This is a genomic window from Tritonibacter sp. SIMBA_163 (assembly GCF_046535935.1).
GTDB classification, from domain to species: domain Bacteria; phylum Pseudomonadota; class Alphaproteobacteria; order Rhodobacterales; family Rhodobacteraceae; genus Epibacterium; species Epibacterium scottomollicae.
In genome coordinates this window covers 13,595-37,235 of record NZ_JAWJBP010000024.1, presented here as the reverse complement: position 1 = coordinate 37,235, position 23,641 = coordinate 13,595, and the positions used below count along the sequence as shown (strand labels likewise).

The following is a 23,641-nucleotide window of genomic DNA, read 5'->3' as shown; positions in this document are numbered from 1 at the left end:
GGGCTTGCTCATGCGCGACTCTTAACCCACCGGATTCTCAGGGTGAATCAGGATTGGCCAAGTTCTGCAACAATGCCGTGACACACACTCTTCAACGGATCTGCGCGTCAAAGCCGTCTCGATGATGTGTCCGCCCATCGACTGCAGAGTTGTGGGCGAACCATCTTGGAACGGAAAGTGGCAGAAACGAACACTCTGCGAGGCATGATCTTGGGAGACTGTCCATTCATGTTCGCGACTGCTCGAACCGGGCCCAGGCGGCTTCGAATGTGGCGAAGTCGAAACCGGGGGCTTTTGCGGGCTCCAGCACCAGCTTCTCAGTCTCCAGCAGTTTGGATATGGCCTCTGCCAGCATCGGGATCACCGCAGGCGGGATCACCACGGCGCCGTGGCGGTCTGCGTGGATCAGATCACCGGGGGCGACAGTCAGGCCGAAGATCTCGACGGGTGTGTCGATCTCGCGCACATGCACAAACCCATGGCTGGGGCCGATAGAGCCTGCAACCACTGGAAAGCCCTCGGGCAAGTCGCCAAGGTCGCGCATGACGCCATTGGTGAGCGCGCCGGAAATGCCAAAGCCCTTGTGCACGGTGGTGTTGATCTCGCCCCAATAGGCGCCGATGGCGTTGGGGTAGTCCAGGTCCTCGATCACGGTGACGGCGGGGGCAGGGGCCTCTGCCATGTATTTGTAATAGGCCATGCGGCGGGCCTTGATGACCTCGGGCGGCTCTGCGGGCGGCGCCACGGCAGCGATCTTGGCGGTGCGGGCATAGCCGACCATGGCCGGGGCCTCCGGGGCGGAGGCCAGCAGGGTGCCACGGGTAAAGGCGTCAAAGCCGCGTTTGCCCTCGGCGACCTCGATGGCGTTGCAGACGGTGGGGGTATCCACCTGCCGCAGCAGGGTGAGCAAGTCGGGTGTCATATGTTCTCCAGCCAGCGGGCCAGTGCCGCCGTTGTCTGTTCGGGGGCTTCAAGGGTGGGCAGGTGGCCGCAGTCGGGCAGTACGTCGAGGCGGCTGTGCGGCATCAATTCCTGCATCAACTCGTGTCGCGCAACCAAGCAGAGCCGGTCCTGCGCGCCGCAGAGGATCAGCGCTGGCCCCGCAAATGAGCGCAGCGTTGCGCATTGATCCGGGCGATCGCGCAGCGCCAGCGACTGGCGCACAAAGACCTCCGGCCCCAGTGCCAGCGCCATCTCCAGGCACAGCGCGGAGATCGGATGCGCGGGGTCGGGCGTGGCGAGGTAATTGGGGATCATGATGTCGGTCATGAGCTCTGCCAGACCGCCGGTCTGTGCGGCCTCGATCTGCGGCGCGCGCTTTGCCTTGACCTCCGGGACCTCGGCCAGCGGGTTGGTGTCCAGCAGCGCCAGCCCGGCCACGCGGTCGGGGGCCTGGCGCAGCACTTCCATCGCAAGGATGCCGCCCATCGACAGGCCTGCAAGGGCAAAGCGTGGCGGCGCGTGGTGCAGCACCTCTGCGGCCAGCGCCCCCATGGTCTCGTGACCGGTCAGCGCCGCGCAGGTGACGGTGCGCGTGGCAGAGAGGGCAGCGATCTGCGGCGCAAACAGCCGCGCGTCGCACATCATGCCGGGAAGAAATACGAGGGGAGTCATAGCGGCCTCCGTTCGGGAGGGGCCGCGCGGCAGGGCGCGGCCCGTGAGTCGATCAGGGATCCGTTCAGGCGGCACTGCTCCAGGTGGCGCCGGCGGGATCGTCGGTCTCGGTCACGCGGTAGAGGCTCGCCTCGCCAGTCATCGAGGGCGCAAGGCTGTAGCTCTCGCCCGGTTTCAACAGGCAGGTATCGCCCGGGTTCAGCACGGTGTCGAAATCGCCCATCCGCAGCGCCCAGTGGCCGCGCATCGGCATCAGCACGACGTGTTTGTCGGGTGTGATCGTGCTGTCGTCCAGCGAGTTGCGGGACAGGAAGTCGACCTCGAAACCGGGCTTGTCCTTCAGGAGCGCATCGGTGCCGATCACCTTGGCGGGCTGTCTGCCCGACAGCGCCATCAGGTCCCAGTAGCGCGCCACATAGCGCGGCACCACGGCCTCGACCGGGGTTTCGGGGAAGTCTTTCATCTGCTCTTCGGTCAGGGTGGGCATGGGCTGGACGTTGTGCGGCAGCTCCTGGCCCTGCTTGGTGTCGTAGAGCACGCCGTTGTTGCCCAGCACGAGCCCATGGGCGCGGGCCTCTTCGATCACCTGCGGCGCCCAGGTGACTCCGCCCCCGGCATCGTCGCCGCCGAGGATCGCCATGATCATTCCGTAATCGGTGCCGACGTTTTCAAAGCCGCGAAAGATGCCGGTGGGGATATTGAAGATATCGCCTTCTTCGGCGATGAACTCGCCCGCGTCGCCATTGCGACCCCAGAAGAACCGCCAGCGGCCCTTGAGGACAAAAAACACCTCCGCCGTGGTGTGGCTATGGAGCGAGTTGCGGCAGTTGGGCGGCTGACCGGCTGCGCCGATGTTGAACCCGGGGGTGTCGCGGATGTGGACGTGCTGATCGGGGGATTCCGAGACGCCGCCGCCGATGATGGTGAAGTTTTCCTTCTGGTTCGACCCCGGAGTGTGGGCGTCGATAAAGGCGGTTTTGCAGGGGCGCAGTTCGCCATAGCGGACGATGCGATCATTCAGAGTGCTCATGGAGTTTATCCTTTGATATGAAACAGAAATACGTCAGGTTGAGAGACCTGCGCCGGGTGGGCGCAGGTTCAGCCGACGCGCCCGCAGCGAGGCGCGATGCGCATGCATCCGCCGGGTGGCCTCGCGGGCATCCAGTTTCATGTCAAAGGCGGGCACGATCACTCCGCGCCGCTTTGCATCAGGATCTGTTTCCAGACCGAGGTTTCATCAAACAGCGTGTATTCGCGGCGCAGCTTCACGTCGCCGCCGACCAGCGCGCCAAATTCGGCGTGGGAAATGCCGAGGATATAGACCTCGGCCCCGGTCGGCACACCATAGGCGCCCCAGCCTTCGTGCTTGCCATGCAGGCTCCAGCGCAGGGCGGAGCGCGGCGGCATATGCGGATCCTCGCGGCCAATCTGGTGATGGATGGTGAAGGTTGCGTTCGGGAACGCCGCGCGCAGGCCCATCCAGAAGCGGTCCACCGCGCCAAAGGAATGGCCGGTGACACCGCCGGGATATTCCACGTGAGCGGCGCGATCATAGGTCTCTTCGATGGCGGCCATATCGGCATTCATGATCCGGGTCAGGATCTCGGCGTGGCGGCCGCCCCATTCATTGTCGTTGCCATGCCCGGTGTAGGGACCGGGGCGATCCGTGGCCGGGCTCAGGGGTTTGACGCAATTGGCCGCACCGCCCTCGTTCTCGATCAGCTGGGCGGCATAGTCCCTGGGCTCCCAGCCCATCTGGCGCACGATGGCGCCCTGATCGCGGATCAGCCATTCATCGTTGATCTGATTGTTGATGGCATGACAGTCGGCGAGGATACGGTACTGGAGTTTTTTGCCGGTGGCCTTGCCATAGACCCCGTCGCCTGTATGGGTCGCAGTGGAGATGATCCGGTGCGAGGACAGCATGCCGGTTTCCGGCGTGCCAGACCAGATCACATCCTCGCCCAAAAGCTCCCGGTCCGGGAACTCCGCAAGCGTGGCCATGGTGGCGCCGATCACATTCTGATTGCCGACCACCACCGAGGCAGGCGAGCGCACGACGATGTCGTCGCTGTAGTAGCGGTGCAATGTGGCGATGCCGCGATCTTCCCAGATCTCCTTGGTGATGCCGATGATATAGTCGGGGAAGTCGCGAAATTTCGCATCAAAGCCTTGCATGGGGGTTATCCTTCTGTGGGCCAGTCGTCCGGTATACGCGCCGATCCACGCAGGATCAGTGGCGCTTCGATCTGCACATGGCAGGGGCTGGCAGTGTCGGGGGTGTCGATTTGTTCGAACATGGCGCGCACGGTCTCGGCCACCATGAGATTGGCGCGCTGCCGGATCGTGGTCAGGTTATAGGCGCGCCACGCGGCCGGCGGGACGTCATCATAGCCCACGACCGAGACATCCTCGGGGATGCGCAGGCCCAGCTCGAACCTCAGCACATCCATCACCGCAAAGGCCATGTGGTCATTGGCGACAAAGACCGCATCGGGGCGTTCGCCAGAGGCTACGGAGAACATGTCGCGGGCGGCCTGTTCGGCCTGCTCGACGCTGAAATTGCCCACGGCGCGGGCAAAGAGGTCCCGCCCGGCCCCGGAAAGGGCCTCGCGAAAGGCCGCCTCGCGGTCACGCTGGGTGGAGGCGCCTTCCCAACCGGCGATATAGGCGATGCGCTGGTGCCCGCCTGCCATCAGGAACTCGGCCACCCGCCGCCCACCGGCGCGATTGTCCGAGGTCACGGCAGCGATGCCGTCGATGTCCTGGGCGCGGTTGAACAGCACCACCGGAACGCCAAGCTGCTGACACCGTGCGGAAATATCCGAGGACATGGCAACTGAGGCAAGGATGATCCCGTCGACCTGATGGTCGAGGATCTCCTCCATCACCTGATCGATATTGCCCGCCGTCTGCGAGGCCATGAAGACCAGCACGTGATAGCCCTTGGCCTGCAAGGCGGTGGAGAGTTTCTCCAGTGCTTCGGGGTAGAAGTAGTTTTCCAGATAGGCGACCACCAGCCCGATGATGCGCGACCGCCCCGAGGCCATGGCGCGCGCCAGCACATTGGGGCGATAGCCGAGGTCTTCGGCGGCCATGCGCACCTTGTCGGCGGTTTTCTTGCTGACCGAGGCACCGGGGGTGAAAAACCGGCTCACAGCGGATTGGCTGACGCCCGCGCGCTTGGCAACCTGGAGGATGGTGACTTTCTCGCTCATCAGTCTGCAGTCCAGCCGCCGTCGATCAGCATCGAGGTGCCGGTGACCATGGCCGACGCGCCCGAGGCCAGATAGAGCACCGCGCCCATGATGTCGTCCACCTCGCCGACGCGGGGCAGCTTGATCTTCTCCATGATCCAGGCCGCGCGGTCGGGGTCGTCAAAGGTGGCCTGCGTCAGCGGTGTGCGGATGAAGGTCGGGCAGATCGTGTTGATGCGGACGTTCGATTTGCCCCATTCGATCGCCATGGCTTTGACCATGCCCTCCAGCCCGTGTTTGCTGGCGCAATAGACGGCGCGGTCGATGCCACCCACATGGCCCATCTGGCTCGAGATATGGATGATCGATCCGGGCTTTTGTGCCGCTATCATCGCCCGCGCCGACCAAGCCGACAGGAAATAGGCCGAGCGCAGGTTGACCCCCATCACCGCATCATAGTCCGCGGGCGTGGTGTCCAGCGCGGGGCCATGGCGGGCCAGCCCGGCGGAATTCACCACCACGTCAAAGGCCGCGCCGTCAAGCGCCGACTCCAGCGCCACAAGGTCGCCCTGATCCAGCGGCAGCGCTTCGGCGCTGTAACCGGCCGCCTGCATCGCCGCCACCGTCGCCTCCAGCCGCTCCGCCCCGCGCGCCGCACAGACCACATGCGCCCCGGCACCCGCCAGCGCGACCGCGCAGCCCTGCCCGATGCCGGAGGAGGCACCGGTCACCAGCGCGCGTTTGCCAGTGAGATCAAAGGACGGGAGGCGGGGCAGGTCGGTCATCAGCTCATTCCATTCGGGATATTGATCGGCGCAAGATTGCGTGCCTTGTTGAACTCACGCAGCCGGGCAAAGACGTCAACGCCAAGTTGCGCATAGGCATCCAGCAGATCGACCAGAACCCAGTTTTCCCGGATCTTGCCGTTCTCCAGCCGCCAGAAATCCAGACTGCGCATGGTGATCTTCCTGCCCGCCGGCGCGATCCCCAGCCAACCGTCATGGGTGACGGTCTGGATCATGTTCGGCCAGCCGGTGACGGCGGCATAGTCGCCATCGCCAAAGAAATGATAGTTGATCTCATCCACATACTGGCCGCGATCCGGCATGCCGTTCAGAAACGGGATCTGATGCCAGTTGCGAAACCCCGCGATGCCGCGCCCGGTGCCAATGCCCGACGGCCCGTACCAATTCATCCGCGGATGCCAGAATCGCTCCATCTCCATCACTTCGGGGCCACCCTGGGCGGGGTGCTTCTTCAGATGCTCCAGCATGTCGATGATGTGCTGACAGGTGGCCGCACCCTTCTCGGTATCATAAGGCCCCGGCACCAACCCGTCCTGCGTCGCAGGCCCCGGCACATGCCATTCGCGCCCCAGCGAGGGCGCCATCGGCCAGGCGTTGGCCTGCATCATCACCTCGGGAATGTCCCAGAGCGCCTGTACCTCCACCACTTTGCCGTCGACAAAGCGATAAAACTCGTGAAACCGCAGCGTGACCTGATGACCGGTTGGCGGAATATCGAGCCAGGGTGCGGTAAAGACCCCGGTATAATACCCACCTGCGCCCACCCAGTCGTTGCCAAATTCATCCGGCCCGGCGATCACGATGGTGTCGCGACGTTCCAGATCCGGCCAGGCCTTGAAGAGACCCGCATAGACCGCGTCATAAAAGGCCTCCACCCCGGTGAGATCCCCAAACGGGTGGCAGAACCGAAACAGCACATCCGGCGTGCAGACCGATCCAAGTGCGGCCCGTACGCCCGCTTCGTCAAAATCATACATTGCCGCCCGAAGCGGCGCGATCAGCGCCTTGTTCTGCGTATGAACATCCATGGCTCTTGCCTTCATCTTTTCAAAAATACCTCGGGGGAGGCCCCCAACGGGGCCGGGGGCAGCGCCCCCTTTTTATTCCGCCGCCTCGCGATAGGGGGCCGCCGCGCCATAGGGCACATTCACCCCGCCATAGCGGCGCACTCGGATGTTGCATTGTTCGGCATGGCCCACAAAACCCTCGAGCATGCAGAGGCGCGAGCCGTATTCGCCCACCAATGTGGCTGCCTCATCGGTCAGTACCTTCTGATAGCTGTGGGTTTTCAGAAACTTCCCAACCCAGAGCCCCCCGGTGTAGCGCCCCGCCTTCAGCGTCGGCAGCGTGTGGTTGGTGCCGATCACCTTGTCGCCATTGGCGACATTGGTGCGTGGCCCCAGGAACAGCGCGCCATAGCAGGTCATCTTCTCAAGGAACCAGTCGTCGCGGTCGGTCATCACCTGAACATGTTCCGAGGCGATCTCGTCGGCGATCTCGCGCATCTCCTCGTAGGTTTCACAAAGGATCACCTCGCCATAATCCTCCCAGGAGACCCGCGCGGTGTCGGCGGTGGGCAGGATCTTCAGCAGCCGGTCGATCTCCTCCAGCGTGCCCTCGGCCAAGGCGCGTGAATTCGTGACCAGAACGGCGGGCGAGTTATAGCCGTGTTCGGCCTGCCCCAAAAGATCGGTGGCGCAGAGCTCAGGATCGGCGGCGGTCTCGTCGGCGATCACCATGGTTTCGGTGGGACCGGCAAAGAGATCAATGCCGACGCGGCCAAAGAGTTGCCGCTTGGCCTCCGCCACAAAGGCATTGCCGGGACCGACCAGCATATGAACCGCCTCGATGCTCTCGGTGCCGAGCGCCATGGCACCGACCGCCTGAATGCCGCCGAGGATATGGATCTCATCGGCGCCGCCAAAATGCATCGCGGCGACCACGGCGGGGTTCGGCTTGCCCTTGAACGGTGGCGTGCAGGCGACGATGCGCGGCACGTCGGCAACCTTGGCGGTGGCGACCGACATATGGGCCGAGGCCACCATGGGGAACTTGCCCCCCGGCACGTAGCAGCCCACCGATTGCACCGGGATGTTCTTGTGGCCGAGGATCACGCCGGGCAGGGTTTCCACCTCTATGTCCAGCATGGACGCGCGCTGCGCCTTGGCAAAGGCCACGACCTGCTCCTGCGCGAACTTGATGTCGGCAATCTCGCGCTCGGTCAGCTCACCGATCAAGGTGTCGATCTGCGCCTGGCTGAGGCGAAAGCTCTCGGGCGCGTAGCCGTCGAATTTCTCGCTGAGGTCGCGCACGGCGGCGTCGCCGCGGGCCTCGATATCGGCAAGGGTGGCCTCCACCGTGGTGCGGGTCTTGGCGTTGTCTTCGGCGCGGGCGGCGTCGGATTTGCCGCGTTTGAGATAGGTGATTGCCATGGCTCTTATCCTTGGTTGTCGGTACGCGGAGTGTCGGGGTGCGGCGGGGTCTTTTCGCCGCGGTCATAGGCTTCCCAGCCGTGGCCGTTGAAGAGATCCACACCGAGCTGCGCTGCCACATGGGCGAAATCCACATTCACCCAGTTGTCGACGATCTTGCCGTCCTGGACTTTCCAGAAGTCCATATAGCGGATCTCGACCCGCTTGCCGGTGGCGGGAATGCCGAGGAACGCGCCCGAGTGGGTCGCTTCCTGACGGCCAAAGGCGGCCGCCCATTCGCCCATATAGAGGCGCGCCTCGTCGATGCAGGTCTTGTCGGAAAACGCCGCCTGAAAGGGGCGCTGCCAATTGTCCTGAAATTCCTGCAGGCCGGTCTTGGTGCCGCAGCCCTGATTGCCGAGCCAGCGGAAGTTTTCTGCAAAGAACTCGCCGATGTCGGCAATGCGGTGGTCGTTGAGACCGTCGACCATGGCCTCAATTACGGCGCGGGTCTCGTCGGTCTTGGTCATATCCGTGTCGCGGGTCAGCACGGCCTGTTCGGGGCGGGAACCTTTCATGAGGTCACTCCTGTGTGGGATCTGTCAAAGGGCAGCGGCAGGCGCGCGGCGGACAGAAAATCCCGTGGCAGGCGGTTCAGCGCCGGGTGGCGGGCGCTGGCCGTATGGCGAAAGGCGCAGCTCATCCTTTGACCGCCCCTGCTGTCAGGCCAGAGACGATCTGGCGCTGGAACACCATCACCAGGATGAACAGGGGCGCGGTGATCGACACGGCGGCGGCAACGGCGACCACCTGATCGGTGGTGGTGGTCTCGCGGTTGAACATGCCCGCAATGGCCGGAACCATGGTCTGGTTCTGCGCATCGAGCAGGAGCGAGGTCACCAGAAAGTCGTTATAAGCCAAGAGGAAAGAGAACAACCCCGTAGTAATGACCCCTGGCCACATCACCGGCATGATGACCCTGCGAAAGGCCTGGAAATGGTTGCAGCCATCGACCCGCGCGGCCTCGTCCAGTTCGGCGGGGATGTTCTGGAAGAACGACCGCAGCATCCAGATGGTGAAGGGCTGATTGATCGCCACCAGCACCGCGATCACCGCCATCGGCTTGCCATAGAGAGTCGGCGCGTTCTCCCCGAGGATCGGTGCCAGCCATTCGGACGAGTTGATAAACACCGGCAGATAGCCCGCCACCAGCACCGAATGGGGCAGGGCGCGGAACACCAGCGCGACGATCAAGATCCAGAAGGCCAGCGTTGAGCCAGACCGCGCCAGACCATAGCCCGCAAGCGTGCCCACGGTGAGTGACACGGTCACGACGCCTGCGGTCACCACCAGCGAGTTCTGGAAGTTGTTGGAAAAGCCCCGGTCGATCCAGACGGTTTTGTAGTGCTCGGTCGTCAGACCAATCACATCCGCCCCAAAGGCCCCAAGCACCGGGTTCAGCGCGTTCGAAAGCACGGGCAAAAGGCCAAACAGCGTGACAAGCGCGACCAGACCAAAAGCAGCCGCACCAATGAGCCAGCCCAGCCAGACCGCGCCCGCGGGGGCGTAGCTCCTGACCATCGAGGGCAGCAGCCGAGCCGCCCCCCGCCACAGACCCCAGAGCGCAAGCCCCAGGAGGCAGATGTCGAGGAGCGACACGCCATGCCCCTTGGCGCGGGTTTCGGGGCCGAAGATCACATTGAGCGCGTTCGCATCAAAGGCATCCACCGGTGTCTTGAAGCTCATCACCGTGATCCAGAAGATCGGGAAGGCGGCGATGACGCACCACAGGATCAGGAGGCCGTTGGAGGTCAGGCGCAGGCTGAGGGGCTGGCGCATGGCACGGGACGACATGTCAGTGGCCTCCTTTATGATCGCGCCAGGTGCGGCGCAGGGGAGCGATGAGCAGGAGCGTGATGCCGATCATGGTCAGCATGGCGCTGGCGGAGGCCCGGCTGATGGAGCGGTTGCCCGCCTGATCCGGCACCAGGAAATCGTAGGTGAGCCATTGCAGCGAGATCACGTGACCCTGGCTGGAGAAGCCGACGACCTCTTCGAACACGCGATAGGCGTCCATCAGGTGGATCATCGACACAAAGATGATCAGCGGCATCAGATGTGGGATCACGATGTAGCGTAGCCGCTGCCAGCGCGAGGCCCCGTCGATCACAGCGCTTTCCAGACTGTCGGAATTCACGGTCTGAAGGCCGGCATAAAGGACAATCGCGGCAAAGGGCGCGACGTGCCAGACCCGGTAGAGCATCATCAGTAGTTCGATGGTCCAGGCTTGGGCGAACATGGCAATATCGCGGCCCGAGTACCATTCCATCGCTGCTGTCAGGATGCCGTCGCCGCGAAACAGCCAGTTGATCGACAGCGCGCCGATCACCGGCGTGATGATAAAAGGCAGAAGCGAGATGAAGATCACCGGCCCACGCACCGCTTTGGCTGCATTGTTGATCATCAGCGCAATGCCGAGGCCGAGGCCGATGTTCAGCGGCAGGGTGATGAGGGTGAAGGTCAGCGTAAAGCGCAGCGCCTTCCAGAAGTCGATGGTCTGAAAGGCCGACCAGCTACCGGATTTCAGCGCATCCCACGCACGTCCCAGCTCCAGCACGTTGGCGTAGCTTTGCAGGCCGACAAATTCGGTGGTGGTCAGGACGTGACCGTCCTCTCCGACGACCGGTACGGAGGTCTTCTCTGTAGTGCAGGTCTGCGTCAAGAAGCCGGGGGTGCAGGTTTCGACCTCGACCACCTCATAGACGGTTTGGGTCACGTAAAAGCTCTGCACAAACACGCTGATCAGTGGAAAGGCGATGAACAGAAGCATCATAAAGACAGAGGGGCCGACAAAGGCGGCAAAGGTGCGGAAATTCATGTCTCTGCCTTTCTCATGGTTCCGTAGGGGTGGGGAAAAGGGGGGAGGGCGCGTCCTCCCCCGAGGTCGACGAGGAGAGGGGAGTTATTCCAGGAGGCCCGCTTCCTTGGCGGCGGTGATATAGTTCGCCTCGATGTCGGCCAGCGTGGTTTCCGCATCCTTGGCGCCGGTCAGATAGGCCGACAGCCCGTTTCCGAGGGCGGAATGCAGGATGCCAAGCGCGGTGGAGGCCGGGTAAGGGCGGGCGCCATTGGCGGCAGAGGCGGCGGCCCCGGCGGCCAGCGGTCCGGCCTCATAGCCGGGCACCAACCAGACGGCCGCGTCGTTGTTGGCCTGCACCATTTCGGTGTCCATACCCTCCATCACCACCTTGAAGGCGGCCTCGGCCTGCTCATCGCTCATGTTGGCGGCCAGCACGACGCCATCCCACCACAGCGAGGTCGCAGGCGCGGCAGCGCCCATCGGGGCGGAGGCCATCTTGACCTTGCCCACGACCTGGCTTTCGGCAGCGTCTTCCATCGCGGCGGCGCGGCTAGCCCAGAGGTTGGCCATGGCGATCTTGCCCTGCTGGAACTGCTGCTGCACGTAGGTGGAGTCCGACACCAGATATTCCGGGTCCATATAGGCGGTCATCGCCTTCAGGGTTTCCAGCGCCTTGATGCCTTCGGGCGTGTTGATGGTGGGGTTGTTGTCGGCGTCGACAAAATTGCCGCCCTCGCCGAGGTACATGTTGACGAATTCCTGCGCCAGATTCCAGCCGGTCTTGAAGGTGCCCCCCAGCGGGTAATCGACGACGCCTGCGGCCTTGATCTTCTCGGCGGCGGCGAGGACATCGGCATAGGTCTTCGGCTCTTCGATGCCGAGATCAGTCAGGATGTCCTGCCGGTACATCAGGTGCTGGGCGTTCACCATCATGGCAATCGCCATGATTTCGCCGTCAATCTTGATCAGCTGGTTCGGCGTCAGGTTTTCCCCGTACTTCGCCACCAGATCATCCAGCGGGCGGATGGTGCCGGCGTTCAACAGCGGGATCAGCGTCTCGTTCGCAACGCCGCCGATCTGATAAAGAGCCGGGTTGGCGGCAAAGGCTTCGGGTTGCTTTTCCTTGAACTCCTGGTCGAGCGAGGCGGAGAAGTTGCCGCATTCCGCCATGGCATCGGTCGCGGCTTTCCAGGCCTCGAACCCGGCGGTGAGGGATTTGAGCGGCACGGTGTTTTCAAACGCGCAGGAGGCCGAAGCCGCAGCGCCTGCAAGGGACAGCGCCCCTGCCATCAGGATGGTCTTGAGTGTCATGAAGTTGGCTCCCTGTGGGGTTCCTGTTGGGTTGAGGTCTGCCGGGTTGTCCCGGTCTGTTCTGGAATGGGTCAGGCGCGCTCGCCGGTTTCGGCATCAAACAGGTGGCAGATCGCGGGCGGCACGCTAAAGCTCACCGGGTCGCCGATTTCGGCGCGGAAGGTCTTGTCGGCCTTGACCGAGACGAGTGCCCCACCGACGCGGACAGAGATCATCGTGGCATCGCCCAACAGCTCCAGCGTGTAGATCGGCGCGGTGATCTGGCCCTGACCCTCGGGGGCGAGGCTGGCATCCTCGGCGCGGAAACCGAGCGTCAGCGGGCCGTCCTTGGCATCAAGGCCGGTAATTTCCACGTGTTTTGCGCGGAAGGTCCCGCCGGTGACGGTGCCTTCCATCAGGTTCATTGCGGGCGAGCCGATGAAGCTGGCGACAAAGGTATTGGCCGGGTGGTCGTAGATTTCCGTGGGCGAGCCCACCTGCTGCACCACGCCTTTTTTCATCACCACCACCCGGTCGGCCAGAGTCATCGCCTCGATCTGGTCATGGGTGACGTAGATCGTGGTGACGGCCAGTTCGTGGCTGAGGTTCTTGATCTGGGCGCGGGTGGAGACGCGCAGCTTGGCGTCCAGATTGGACAGCGGCTCATCCATCAGGAACACATTGGGTTCGCGCACGATGGCGCGGGCCAGGGCGACGCGCTGACGCTGGCCACCGGACAGTTCCGCCGGTTTGCGATGTAGGAAGTCATCCAGTTCGACCATGGCGGAGGCGCGGCGCACCTTCTCGTCATGGGTCGCGGGATCGACACCGCGCACCTTCAGCGGGAAGCGGATGTTTTCATAAACATTGAGGTTCGGATAAAGCGCATAGGATTGGAACACCATCGCCACGTCACGGTCCTTGGGCTCCAGATCGTTCACGACCTTGCCGTCGATCAGGATGTCGCCCTCGGTGACGTCCTCCAGCCCTGCGATCATCCGCATGGTGGTGGTCTTGCCGCAGCCAGAGGGGCCAAGCAGCACAAGAAATTCGCGATCGGCTATGGTCAGGTCGAAGTTTTTCACTCCGACAAAGCTGCCCCAGCGCTTGCCGATATTGCGCAGTTGGATTTCAGCCATTGATACTCCCCGCGTCTGATGGCGCTGCGCTTTGTCACAATTGCAAGCGCTTGCAAAAAGGGTAGCGATAGGATGTGTCATCTGGCAAGGTATTTTTGCAAGCGCTTGCAAAAAGGTCGAAGGGCTCCGCTAGGGCATCTCTCTAAGGGTATGAAATTTGATGAAAAAGACACAACTACAGCATGCCAAACAATTGGTTCGGTCGTTCTATAATGACCTCGATATGGCCGAAGTTGCTGAGATTCCGGCGATGATGGCACGGCATTGCAGCCCGAATCTCTTGTGGCGCGGCTATCACCCCTTTGATGAAATCTCAGGGCCAGAAGCGGTGGCGCAAGCGTTCTGGCAGCCACTCAGAGGCGCGCTGACCCGCATGCAGCGGCGGCTGGATGTGTTTATGGCGGGCGAGAACTATTATTCGGACCCAGGCGGGATCTGGGTCTGCTCGATGGGGCATCTGATGGGGCTGTTTGATCGCCCTTGGCTCAATATCGCGCCGACGGGGAAGCTGGTGTTCTTGCGCTACTGCGCCTTTCACCGCGTCGAAGGGGAGCAGATCACCGAGACGGCGATGTATTTCGATATTCCGCATCTGATGATGCAGGCCGGGCTACAGCCCTTTCCGCCGCAAACCGCCAGCCACCAGGTTCAACCGGGGCCACAGACCCACGATGGCGTGATGTTTGACGCGCAAGATTCCGCTGCGGGTGAGCAAACGTTGGACCTGATCCAGCGGATGGTGACCGACCTTGGTACCTGGCAGGGCGCGCTGCCGTTGGAAGAGGAGCTGGCGCGCACCTGGCACGATGACATGCTGTGGTGGGGACCAGCAGGGATCGGCGCCACCTACACGATCGAACGCTACGCCAAACAGCACTCCGGCCCCTTCCGCGCCGGGTTTACGGAGCGTTCCAAAACCCAACACATCTGCCGGATTGGCGAGGGGAATTTTGGCGGGTTCTTCGGTTGGCCCAATTTTACGGCTGTTCCGAGCGGTGGCTTTATGGGAATGCCCGCCACGGGTAAGCCGGGTGAATTCCGGGTCATTGATATTTATCGACGGGATGGTGACAAGCTGGCGGAGAACTGGGTGTTCATCGACCTGCTGCATTTCTGGAAGCAGCAGGGCGTCGATATCTTGGAGCGTATGCGTCAAATCGGCAGCCCGGCCATGAGTACCTTTCACGTGCCGCAAGGCGACCTGAATACTTAGGTCGGAGTAGCTGTCGGACGTCAGTGCTCAACCTTTCAAAACGCCTGCTCAGCCTAGTGAAACGTGACACTACTTCTACCCCGGCCTGGCGCAAAAAGCGCTTCACGAACCCGGTCATCCAGTTGAGGGGCATGCCAAGAGAACTTCACCGTAAGGCATGCCCTAAGCGCGACATCAGTATACCGTGGCTGTCGGCCACGCTTGCCGGTTGGCAGCGGCCCTCGTGCCATGTTCTGTCTAAACCAGATCTTCAAGGAGCTGCGCGGCTTCAGTGCTTGGTTGCCGCTCGGCCAGTTCTTGGTCTTATGGCGCGTAGGGATGGGGCTGGTCAGTCAGCCCAGCTACCTGGCTTGGTTCGCCAGATGGATCCCTCGCCGTATTTGCGCAACAAAGCCGGCTGGGGGCGATGTTTGGACCAGTCAGAACGGGATGTGTGGTGAAAGGGATCTTGAGATATGAGGGACAGCTAAAACAGTCTCGTGATGCGGCGCCGTTGCAAAAGTCTGCTGATGATCGAAGTTTCCCCTTCCCTGGACACACTCAACCCCGGGCCACGGTGACCGGGATGCCGAGGGCAGTGAAGCGGTTCATGGCTGCCGCACGGATCTAAACTTCGGCAACCTGGCGGCCGAAGTCGCGGACCTCAGCCTCTGCCAGAGCAGCTTCACGCAGTTCATTTTCGCCTCAACCCTGCTTCGTCGATGGTAGCCGCTCCAGATCTTGACCAAGATGCTTTGACGTCCGCAGGATCTCGGTGCGTGCTCGGGCTCCTGTAGTGCCGGGCTTCCAGGGCCTCGCGCTGCGGCCGGGCGGAATGATTGCTGCCGCACCGCGGTTGGTGACGGCGGCGTGGCAAGCCCGCGTGTCGTAGGCACCGTCGGCTGTAACGGTGGCGACCTCCTGATCCCGGGGGAGCTAGGCAAGCAGACCCGGCAGCATCGGCGCGTCGCCGGCGTTGCTGGAGGTGACCTCGAACGCCCGGATCTCCAGCGTTTCCGTATCAAACTCGAAGGGGATCTTGCGCCAGGCTCTTCGTTTCGAGCCGCCATGCTTGCGCGTTTGCCACTCGCTCTCGCCTTCCACCTTGATGCCGGTGCTGTCCGCGAGCAGGTGCAGCTGCTCATTGGAGTCGCGATGCGGGATGGTCACGTTCAAGGTCTTCCGGCGACGTTACAGAGAGCTGCAGTCCTGCATGGACCAGCCAAGCCCGGATAGTTCGAGCAGGCTCGCCACGAAACCGGTCGCTTGGCCGATGGGCAGCCCTACGAGGGCGCTGAGGGTGACACAGGCCTGGATCTCAGCGTCGCTATAGGCTTCTGACGGCCGCAATGCCCCGATTAAATGGCTTCCCACTGCATCGAGGGATCAAACCAGTCGGTCAGCGATCCGCGCTGTCTTGGCGCCTGATTATCGCTTTGCCAGTTGTTTGTTTGTAGACCGTCTTCTGAGGACGGCCTATGTCTTCCAGCTACTTCATTGGCTTCACAAGGTGAAACCCTCGCTCCTTTGCGCGACAAGGTATTGTGATGCTCGAAGTAGCTGTTCAATCTTGTTGTGGTTTGGTGATTGCGAAATGGTATTCGGCATTCTACCAAGTTGACAAGATGAGACCTTTGACTGATACAGCCGAACCTAGAACGGGCCGTTAGCTCAGCTGGATTAGAGCAGGGAACTTCTAATTCTCAGGTCGGGGGTTCGAATCCTCCACGGCTCGCCAATCGTTTTCAGTTTGTGCCAATGAAGCATAAGCTTGCACGTTTTAGCGGTTTTTATGCACACCCCCTGTCAAGTGGCTATGGGGTGCCATAGTGGCGATTTCTTATAGTGCGCTGAAATATAATCGTTTTTTAGCATGATTGGTGCTTGACCGTTACTTTTCGCGCTGAGTTTTCAAGAGTGCCACAACCGGTTCAACTTCGGTCCGAAGATAGACCGGTCCGAGATCCAAGCCGTTCGGTCGGAACGGCTGGACCCCATCGCTCTGGAGAACACCCCGAATTGTGTTCCAATGCGCACCGGTTTCGGCCAACAGAATCGTTGGTGTCGTGTAGCTGGCTTCAAACGCAGCGATGTCGTCGCGGCTCATTCGCCATTCCCGACGCTTGGTCGTGGGATTCAAAACCAACATCGCAGGCGTGCAACCACCTTCGATCAGAGCCAGGAATTGACCTTTCCCCCGAATACCCGCCGTCCGAGCGAAGGCCGCTGCGGTCACCGCTCCCTGGTTGGTCGATGGCTTACGCTTCGGTGCGGCCTTTGCTTTGAACGCAGCAGCGTCGGTAATTTCCACCACAAGCACGTGGTAACCGAACACATCAGGACGCTGACCAAGGCGCAAAGCTCCCGTCCGGATGGCCGCAATGATCTCGCCAACAGGAAGGTCCAGCCGCTTGTGAACGAGTTGGATCGTCTCCCACCCTAGATCCTCTGGGGCAACCGCCTGCGCATACGCCTCCAGCTCCTCAAGAAGAGCTTGGCCATCCGCAATCCGCCAAGGCGATTTGATTGTTGGGACGTTGGTCCTTGGGACGAGGACACCATTAGCCTTCAACCCGTTCAGTTCGGCCAGCGTTGCGCCGATTGCACGTCGCAGCGCAATCGGACCGACCAATGTCGGGATTTCATCAAGAATGTGCTGCCAGGTTTTCGCATCAAAGGTCTTGCGGGCATCGGCACGCGCGTCACTGGGCGCAAACGCGCCCGCTTCTGTCAAGAAATCATCCAGAACAGCCGGGCCGATGCCTGTTTCCTTGGATGCTGTTGTAAGGGAGTGGAGACGCCGCTCTGGGACGATCTGCCCGAGGAGGTCATCACCTGGCGCCAAGGGCCATATTTCCAGAAAGTAGTCACGAAGGATCCCGCGAAAGCCCTCAAAGGCATCGTCATCAAGATAGATGCCCTTGAGATGTTTGAAGAGCGGACCCAATTCGCCCTGCGTCACGAAGTGGCCACCGTCCTGTGATCGCATAAGGATGTCCAGAGCTGCTCGGATCCCGTCAGGGCCTTGCGAGACGAAGACAAAGCCCTTGGCCTTGGCGCGCCGATCGTCCGAGGCCTCGCCTTGTGTGCGCAGCAAGGCTGCACCTATGAACTCACAGAGTGTGATCGTCGGAAACACCGGCTGTGAGGCCAGCCATGTTTTGTCCGCAGCGATACCCTGCGATAGACGCTTATCAAGCCAAAGGTCATAGTCGGTAGGATCAAAGCACATGCGGTCGAATGATCCTGCTCGCAGGTCTGGCAGGATTTCCGCCAATCTCGCTCCAATGTCATCCCGTTCGATGGGGCGCGAGCTGGACCACAAGGGAACCAGCGGATGGTGGTGCTGGTGGCAGATATCAACACCTCTGCAAAGCCAGTCGCCCCGCAGGGCAATGTGCCGCAATGGATGGGGCTGATCGGCTGCATGCTCACGCATGCAAAGTGGACAGCCCCGAATGATCGGGTTTCGTAGGGCCCGCGAGACAAAGACTTCCTGCCGAAATCGCATCCGGACGTCTCCGATGCGTTCACCTGTCCATGAGAGCATTTCGGCGAGCTGCGTGGCCGACAGCCCTGCGCGTTCTGCAAAAATCGCGACCGCCTCTTCGTCCTGCTCCAGGATACGCCGAAAGGTGGTACCGAGATCGAGGGCGAAGTTGGCAGCGTCGGTTCCATTCAGGATTGCCATGCGCGAAAACAGCGACGGGAGCGTCTCGCGGTCAACGGGCTCCACCGTAAGGGCAAGTTTCCTCAGCAAGTACACCTCCTAAGCGCTCAGATGCTCCATGTGTTTTGATACGCGGTTCCATAGCCGTTTCAGGATCGGAAGCGAAGTCGCCATTCGCCGCAAACGCGGATGAGACATGTGCAAAGCCGGGGCCCGGTAGGGATGCTACCGACGTGAACGGCCCAGTTCTGCCGTTAAGTCCCTGACCGATCTCCGCGGTGCAGCTTCACCAAACCGGCCATCCGTGCATTGTGCAGCATTTTTCCTGCGCCAAGGTCCGTTGCGCGGACTTAGCTGAATTTTGATCCATTCGGTCCAACAGCCGGTATCAACTCGTAACTGTGTATTCGGCGAAATTCGTTCGAAAACACGCAATGCCGCGAAAATCGGTAACGAGTTTTTTGGGGCGCCGTCGGCGGTATTGAGATCGCTATGGTATTTCGACGAACACAGACCTTTGGGTTATGTCTGGTTTGATTATCGCGGTCTTGGTTGGCTCCCGCGCACAAGCACGGGAGCCTTCTTCGTTAACCTAGAAGAACCCAAGTTTGTTGGGGTTGTAGCTGACCAGCATGTTCTTGGTCTGCTGATAGTGGTCCAACATCATCTTGTGGTTTTCGCGTCCGATGCCGGATTGTTTGTAACCTCCAAAGGCCGCGTGCGCTGGATAAGCGTGATAGTTATTCACCCAAACACGGCCTGCTTCGATTGCACGGCCCATACGGTAGCAGGTATTCATATCCCGCGACCAAACGCCAGCACCAAGGCCGTACATCGTATCGTTCGCAATTGCCAAGGCTTCTGCTTCGTCCTTGAAGGTTGTAACCGAAACGACCGGGCCAAAGATTTCTTCCTGAAAGACGCGCATGGAATTGTCGCCTTTAAAAATCGTCGGCTGGATGTAGTTACCGCCTGACAATTCGCCACCAAACTCCGCAGCTGCACCGCCAATAAGAACTTCAGCGCCTTCTTCACGGCCAATGGTGAAGTAAGACAGGATTTTCTCTTGCTGGGCGGTACTGGCTTGGGCGCCAACCATCGTTTCAGGGTCACGTGGATCACCGTGCTTGATCGCTTTCACACGTTCGATGACGCGCTCCATGAAGGCCTCGTAGATGTCTTCCTGCACCAAGGCGCGTGACGGGCAGGTGCAAACTTCGCCCTGATTGAAGGCGAACAGAACGAAGCCCTCGATCGCCTTATCAAAGAACGCATCGTCTTCGCGCATGATATCGGAGAAGAAGACGTTGGGGCTTTTGCCGCCCAGCTCAAGCGTGACGGGGATCAGGTTCTCGGTCGCGGCTTGCATGATAGTGCGACCTGTCGCCGTGGACCCTGTGAACGCGATCTTCGCGATACGCTTTGACGTGGCCAATGCCGCGCCAACTTCCGCGCCATAACCGTTGACGATGTTCAGCACACCCGCCGGAAGCAGGTCATTGATCAGCTCTGCCAAGACCATAATCGCAGCCGGTGTTTGTTCCGCCGGTTTCATCAACACGCAGTTGCCCGCAGCCAGTGCTGGCGCGAGTTTCCACGCGGCCATCAGAATTGAGAAGTTCCATGGAATGATCTGGCCGACGACGCCCAGCGGTTCATGGTAGTGATAGGCCACAGTATCGGCATCAATTTCGCTCATTGAGCCTTCTTGCCCACGCAGCACACTCGCAAAATAGCGGAAATGGTCTGCGGCAAGCGGAATGTCCGCGGCCATCGTTTCGCGGATCGGCTTGCCGTTGTCCCATGTTTCGGCTTGAGCCAGCAGCTCGAGGTTGTCCTCAATCGCGTCTGCGACCTTCAGCAAAATGTTTGCACGCTCGGTTGTCGACGTCGCGCCCCACGCGGCTTTCGCCTCATGCGCTGCGTCCAATGCCAGATTGACGTCATCGGCATCGGAGCGGGCGATGTCGTTGATTTTTTCGCCGGTAATCGGTGTGACGTTTTCAAAGTAGCGTCCGTTCACAGGTGGCACGAATTTGCCGCCGATAAAGTTGTCATACTTTGTTTTGAACGGAGACGTGTATGTCCCAGACTCAGTATGTGCGAGATCTTTCATTATTTTTTCCTCCTGAATGCCCAAGCCCTCCACCTGGGCTGAGGCATAACCTGACGAGGGCTTTCGCATCCGTCAGTAGGGCACAACAGAAAGAGTGGGTGATGTGTCTCATCCCTGAGACAGTTTCAGTCAGGTTTCGTGCAAGCCCAGCCGCTTCATACGCCGATAGAGCGTCGCGCGGCCCACACCAAGCTGGCGCGCTGCCTGTGACACGTTGCCGTCGGCCCGCGCAAGCGCACGCACCACGGCGGCGCGTTCAGCGCGCTGGAACCCTGTGGGGCCGTCTTCCTGGCCCAAAATATCAGCGGCGGGACGCGCGGCAAGCGGCCCCGTTCCGGCCAATCCAAACGCGCGGCGTGCCTCGCGGGTTGCGCCAATGACAAGGTCGTGGCTGTCCACGGCCAGCAGCGTGGCAGAATCCGCTTCACTGCTTTCGGCCACGATAATGCGCGCCGCGCTGAACGCCGCCCGAAAGTTGGCCTCTTCAATCGCGCGGGCGGTTTGCGCTACTTGCGCCCCTATCAGTCGATTAAAGGCCTCGGTTTGATCCGCCCGCGCCGAGGACACATCAAGCGCGGCCACGATCTGCCCGTTCTCGTCAAAAATCGGCGCATCAATACAGCTCATCCCGGTGTTCCGGGCATGAAAATGTTCGTCCTGATGAATGATCACACGGCGACGCTCGGTCAGGCAGGTGCCAATCCCGTTGGTTCCCTCACGCTCCTCGCTCCAGTTCGCGCCCGCGCTCAGGCCCCAGCTTTCAAAGGCAGGGGTGTCAGCATCCGACATGCGTTGGTCGAGGATAACGCCCTCGGTGTCCGTCATCAGAACCGCACACCCCGATTGCCCGACGAGCGAATACAACGCGTCCAATCGCGGTGCGGCGACCATCATGAACTTCTCGTAGACCTCCAACCGTTCCCGCAACGCAGCGTGTTCAATCTTGTCCGGTGCGCGTCGGTTGTTGGGGTCCAACCCGTGTTTCTGCACGGATCGATGCCAGCTCGCCGCGATTTGCGAACGTGCGGCAGCAGAAGCGGAACGTGTCGCTTCGAGAACTCGATCAGCGTGCGAAGTCTTAGGGTCCATCGGCCTTCCTATTATCGTGAAGGTGATCCTACCTTATGGCAATCGGTGCATCTGGCAAGATGATTGCAATTCCAGCAAGCAGAACCAGCACAATCTGTTTGATATTGGCCGCGAAGTTGAAGGGATATTCTATTTGCGTATTCAATTGTGTTTAGTTTGTGTTTCGCCAAGAGATAGCCAAAGTAGCGAGATGCACTACTGAAGAAGAAGACTTTCGTGCAGATTGCAGCATCGGTATGAGGGGCTCTCTGCCGCCTTACGGCGGTGCAGCGCCGAGAGACCGGCTCAAGCTTGCCCCTGGCCAACGGTGATCGGCTCAAGCCCAGCCCAATCACGACATTCATGCAAGGCGCAGCGAAGGCACTGCTGCGTGCGCGAAAGGCTTCCTGAAAGCGGACCTTCAAGTCTGCTCAGTTGACCCAGGGGATGCTGCAACCGGCTTCAAGGTCAGCGAAGCGCAGGAAGCAGCCCCTGCAAAACTGCAAACTATGGCCGCCATTCACGACAAACCCGGCCCTGAGCAGACCCTCATACTCGCTACGACGAAGGTCTGCTCCCAATCCGATTTGACCGATGCTTTGCAATCAGGGTCTCGATAAATGGAAGCGGAATTTTTCCTGTCTTGGTATTGGTTCGCAACGTTTAGAAGTGGGTGTCCCAGCGAGGATGGCGTTCATCGATAATTAGCGGGTGGCTGTGTCTGCGATGTCCTTTCAGGTGCGGATGATCGAGTGGCAGGTTGTCATGGGTGTGTTCGAGCTCGACAGGGTCGCTAGAGGACCAGAACTTCAGCGCAGCAAGCATGCCAGCGGCAGCCAGTAGCGCGAGCCCCATAAGCGCCGGGATTATGCCAAAGACCGTCAACAGCCAGCCTGACAGTGGATAGGTCACCAGCCAACAAGCATGGGAGAGGGCGAACTGCGCCGCAAACAGCGCGGGGCGATCCGCGGCATGGGCGGACCGGCGCAGCAACCGCCCGGAAGGGGTGAGGACGGCAGAGTATCCAAGACCGATCAATATCCATGCCCCCAGAAGGGTTGGCCAGCCAAGGTCCGTTGCGAAGGTTGTCATCCCCAGCCCGAACAGAGTTACGACCATCAGCGCAGCACCGGCGAACATCACGGGCCGGTCTGGCAGCACATCCAGAGCGCGCGGTAGAGTCAGAGCCGCAGCCATTGAACCCGTGCCGAAGGCAAACATCGTCCAGGCCAGTGCGCTTTCTGACAGGCCGAGCGATCCGCGCACAAGCACGACAGTGTTGACCAGCACCATTGCCCCCGCCGCTGCAGCCGCGAGGTTTAGCGACAACAGCCCGCGAAGACGGGGTGTGGCAAGATAGATCCGGAGACCACGCGTCGTCCGGTCATAGATGCCCCGCGGCTCGGAGGCCTTAGGGCTTGGCAGCAGCACCGAAACAACCAGAAAGGCCGAAGCTGTAAATCCCGCAACAGTGCCAAGGAAAAGCGAGTTGTAGGACATCACCGCGAGCAGAAGTGCTGCCAGGGTTGGGCTGGCTATGTTTTCCAGATCGTAGGCCAGCCGCGACAGTGACAGCGCACGGGTGTAACGCGCCTCTTCCGGCAGAACGTCCGGGATCGTCGCTTGAAACGTAGGAGTGAAGGCGGCGGAAGCGGATTGCAGCAGAAAGATCAAGGTATAGACCTGCCAGACCTCGGTTACTAAAGGCAGCGCCAGTGCCACACCAGCACGCACCAGATCGAGCGACACAAGAAACGCGCGGCGTGGCACACGGTCTGCGAAGGCCCCCGCAACGGGCGCGATACCCACATAGGCCACCATCTTGATTGTGAAGACCGTGCCAAGCACCATCGCAGCCCCATCGCCGGCAAGGTCGAAGGCAAGCAAGCCGAGTGCGACAGTCGCAAGACCGGTTCCCAGAAGGGCCACGACCTGCGCCAGAAACAGATGGCGATAGGTGCGGTCAGCAAGGATGTCGAACATGGCGGACCTCAGAGATATCGGGCGATCATTCGCAGCTCAGAGAGATCTGCTGCGGGATCTTCGGCACCTAAGCATTGATCCATATGGTCGTGGATCAATGCCCGTTTGGCGTTCGTTATTGCCTTTTCGACGGCCTGCATCTGCTGGGCGATCTGAAGGCAAGGCTTACCGTCCTCGATCATCGCGATCACGGCACGCAAGTGGCCGTCAGCGCGTTTCAGCCGAGCGATAAGGGCGGGATGACTTGCATGTATATGGGGTTTTGTCATAGGAGCTCACTATCCCCCTGGGGAGG

Annotated in this window: 20 protein-coding genes, 1 tRNA gene and 1 pseudogene; 2 read left to right on the top strand and 20 right to left on the bottom strand. The window is 61.0% G+C overall.

From position 1 onward, the window contains the following. Window positions 1-226: 226 nt before the first annotated feature. From R0J92_RS19715 to R0J92_RS19650, 14 genes are all read right to left on the bottom strand, one after another. Window positions 227-922, bottom strand: a complete 696-nt coding sequence (locus R0J92_RS19715; protein ID WP_411052855.1) for an RraA family protein — start codon at window positions 920-922, stop codon at window positions 227-229. After that, window positions 919-1,614: an alpha/beta fold hydrolase gene (locus tag R0J92_RS19710; RefSeq protein ID WP_411052854.1), complete on the bottom strand. Its 696-nt coding sequence runs from the start codon at window positions 1,612-1,614 to the stop codon at window positions 919-921. Before R0J92_RS19710 ends, R0J92_RS19715 begins: the two co-directional genes overlap by 4 nt. A gap of 64 nt (window positions 1,615-1,678) precedes the next feature. Then, complete coding sequence (locus R0J92_RS19705; RefSeq protein WP_411052853.1) at window positions 1,679-2,644, bottom strand: cupin domain-containing protein; 966 nt, start codon at window positions 2,642-2,644, stop codon at window positions 1,679-1,681. A gap of 33 nt (window positions 2,645-2,677) precedes the next feature. After that, entirely contained in the window at window positions 2,678-2,800 is a 123-nt protein-coding gene (locus R0J92_RS19700) for a hypothetical protein (protein WP_279327916.1), read from the bottom strand. 2 nt (window positions 2,801-2,802) lie between these two features. Next, a complete protein-coding gene (locus R0J92_RS19695; RefSeq protein WP_411052852.1) occupies window positions 2,803-3,792 on the bottom strand; it encodes an ester cyclase in 990 nt (329 codons plus the stop codon). A 5-nt stretch (window positions 3,793-3,797) separates the two neighbouring features. Further along, window positions 3,798-4,832, bottom strand: a complete 1,035-nt coding sequence (locus R0J92_RS19690; protein ID WP_411052851.1) for a LacI family DNA-binding transcriptional regulator — start codon at window positions 4,830-4,832, stop codon at window positions 3,798-3,800. Then, window positions 4,832-5,596 carry an SDR family NAD(P)-dependent oxidoreductase gene (locus R0J92_RS19685; protein ID WP_411052850.1) on the bottom strand — a complete coding sequence of 255 codons (765 nt, stop codon included), beginning with the start codon at window positions 5,594-5,596 and terminating at the stop codon, window positions 4,832-4,834. Before R0J92_RS19685 ends, R0J92_RS19690 begins: the two co-directional genes overlap by 1 nt. After that, window positions 5,596-6,645 carry an ester cyclase gene (locus tag R0J92_RS19680; protein WP_411052849.1) on the bottom strand — a complete coding sequence of 350 codons (1,050 nt, stop codon included), beginning with the start codon at window positions 6,643-6,645 and terminating at the stop codon, window positions 5,596-5,598. The genes R0J92_RS19685 and R0J92_RS19680 overlap by 1 nt, the downstream gene beginning before the upstream one ends. A gap of 72 nt (window positions 6,646-6,717) precedes the next feature. Further along, a complete protein-coding gene (gene hisD / locus R0J92_RS19675) occupies window positions 6,718-8,049 on the bottom strand; it encodes a histidinol dehydrogenase (RefSeq protein ID WP_411052848.1) in 1,332 nt (443 codons plus the stop codon). Between the two features lie 5 nt (window positions 8,050-8,054). After that, entirely contained in the window at window positions 8,055-8,606 is a 552-nt protein-coding gene (locus R0J92_RS19670; RefSeq protein ID WP_411052847.1) for an ester cyclase, read from the bottom strand. 121 nt (window positions 8,607-8,727) lie between these two features. Continuing rightward, window positions 8,728-9,882, bottom strand: a complete 1,155-nt coding sequence (locus R0J92_RS19665; RefSeq protein ID WP_411052846.1) for a carbohydrate ABC transporter permease — start codon at window positions 9,880-9,882, stop codon at window positions 8,728-8,730. A 1-nt stretch (window position 9,883) separates the two neighbouring features. Then, complete coding sequence (locus tag R0J92_RS19660) at window positions 9,884-10,906, bottom strand: sugar ABC transporter permease (RefSeq protein ID WP_317385500.1); 1,023 nt, start codon at window positions 10,904-10,906, stop codon at window positions 9,884-9,886. Window positions 10,907-10,990: 84 nt separating this feature from the next. Further along, window positions 10,991-12,199 carry an ABC transporter substrate-binding protein gene (locus R0J92_RS19655; protein WP_411052845.1) on the bottom strand — a complete coding sequence of 403 codons (1,209 nt, stop codon included), beginning with the start codon at window positions 12,197-12,199 and terminating at the stop codon, window positions 10,991-10,993. Window positions 12,200-12,270: 71 nt separating this feature from the next. Continuing rightward, window positions 12,271-13,317, bottom strand: a complete 1,047-nt coding sequence (locus tag R0J92_RS19650; RefSeq protein WP_411052844.1) for an ABC transporter ATP-binding protein — start codon at window positions 13,315-13,317, stop codon at window positions 12,271-12,273. 160 nt (window positions 13,318-13,477) lie between these two features. Between R0J92_RS19650 and R0J92_RS19645 the strand changes: the two genes are divergently transcribed. Beyond that, a complete protein-coding gene (locus tag R0J92_RS19645) occupies window positions 13,478-14,530 on the top strand; it encodes an ester cyclase (protein WP_411052843.1) in 1,053 nt (350 codons plus the stop codon). 540 nt (window positions 14,531-15,070) lie between these two features. Here the strand turns inward: R0J92_RS19645 and R0J92_RS19640 are convergent. Next, a pseudogene (locus R0J92_RS19640) lies at window positions 15,071-15,963 on the bottom strand (IS5 family transposase); the annotation flags it as partial. 206 nt (window positions 15,964-16,169) lie between these two features. Here R0J92_RS19640 and R0J92_RS19635 point away from each other — a divergent pair. Next, a tRNA-Arg gene (locus tag R0J92_RS19635) sits at window positions 16,170-16,247 on the top strand. Window positions 16,248-16,400: 153 nt separating this feature from the next. Here the strand turns inward: R0J92_RS19635 and R0J92_RS19630 are convergent. The 5 genes from R0J92_RS19630 to R0J92_RS19610 form a co-directional block, all read right to left on the bottom strand. After that, window positions 16,401-18,245 carry a TniQ family protein gene (locus R0J92_RS19630; protein ID WP_411052842.1) on the bottom strand — a complete coding sequence of 615 codons (1,845 nt, stop codon included), beginning with the start codon at window positions 18,243-18,245 and terminating at the stop codon, window positions 16,401-16,403. Between the two features lie 526 nt (window positions 18,246-18,771). Then, window positions 18,772-20,295, bottom strand: a complete 1,524-nt coding sequence (adh, locus tag R0J92_RS19625; RefSeq protein ID WP_411052841.1) for an aldehyde dehydrogenase — start codon at window positions 20,293-20,295, stop codon at window positions 18,772-18,774. Window positions 20,296-20,424: 129 nt separating this feature from the next. Further along, window positions 20,425-21,384: a GAF domain-containing protein gene (locus R0J92_RS19620; protein WP_207796993.1), complete on the bottom strand. Its 960-nt coding sequence runs from the start codon at window positions 21,382-21,384 to the stop codon at window positions 20,425-20,427. A gap of 642 nt (window positions 21,385-22,026) precedes the next feature. Further along, complete coding sequence (locus R0J92_RS19615) at window positions 22,027-23,346, bottom strand: MFS transporter (protein ID WP_411052840.1); 1,320 nt, start codon at window positions 23,344-23,346, stop codon at window positions 22,027-22,029. 8 nt (window positions 23,347-23,354) lie between these two features. Beyond that, the gene (locus R0J92_RS19610; RefSeq protein WP_411052839.1) at window positions 23,355-23,615 is read right to left on the bottom strand and encodes a metal-sensing transcriptional repressor; all 261 of its coding nucleotides are present in this window, start codon (window positions 23,613-23,615) and stop codon (window positions 23,355-23,357) included. Between the last annotated feature and the right edge of the window lie 26 nt (window positions 23,616-23,641).